Raw genomic sequence first — 235 nt, 5'->3', positions numbered from 1 at the left:
GAACGCGCACGAAGCGCGGCTCGTCGCCGTCTTCGCCTCCGTGCTCGGCATCGACGACCTCGGCCCCGACGACGACTTCTTCCAGCTCGGCGGCGACAGCATCAGCTCCATCGGCGTCGCGAGCCGCGCCCGCGCCGCCGGGCTCGACCTCAGCCCCCGCGACGTCTTCACGCACCGCACCCCCGCCGCCCTCGCCGCGCACCACACCCCCACCCGCACCGCCCCCGAGGCCGCC

The 235-nt window shown here is 76.6% G+C and carries 1 protein-coding gene; it reads left to right on the top strand.

Going from position 1 to position 235, the window contains the following annotated elements; translation table 11 throughout:
* Window positions 1-235: phosphopantetheine-binding protein (locus G3I42_RS31995; protein WP_164291182.1), on the top strand; the 235-nt coding region annotated here is incomplete at both ends.

Origin of the sequence: Streptomyces sp. SID11385, assembly GCF_010548245.1 — a bacterium.
In the GTDB taxonomy this organism is placed as follows: domain Bacteria; phylum Actinomycetota; class Actinomycetes; order Streptomycetales; family Streptomycetaceae; genus Streptomyces.
Note: the sequence above shows the minus strand (reverse complement) of the source record. Positions and strands in the feature narration are given on the sequence as shown.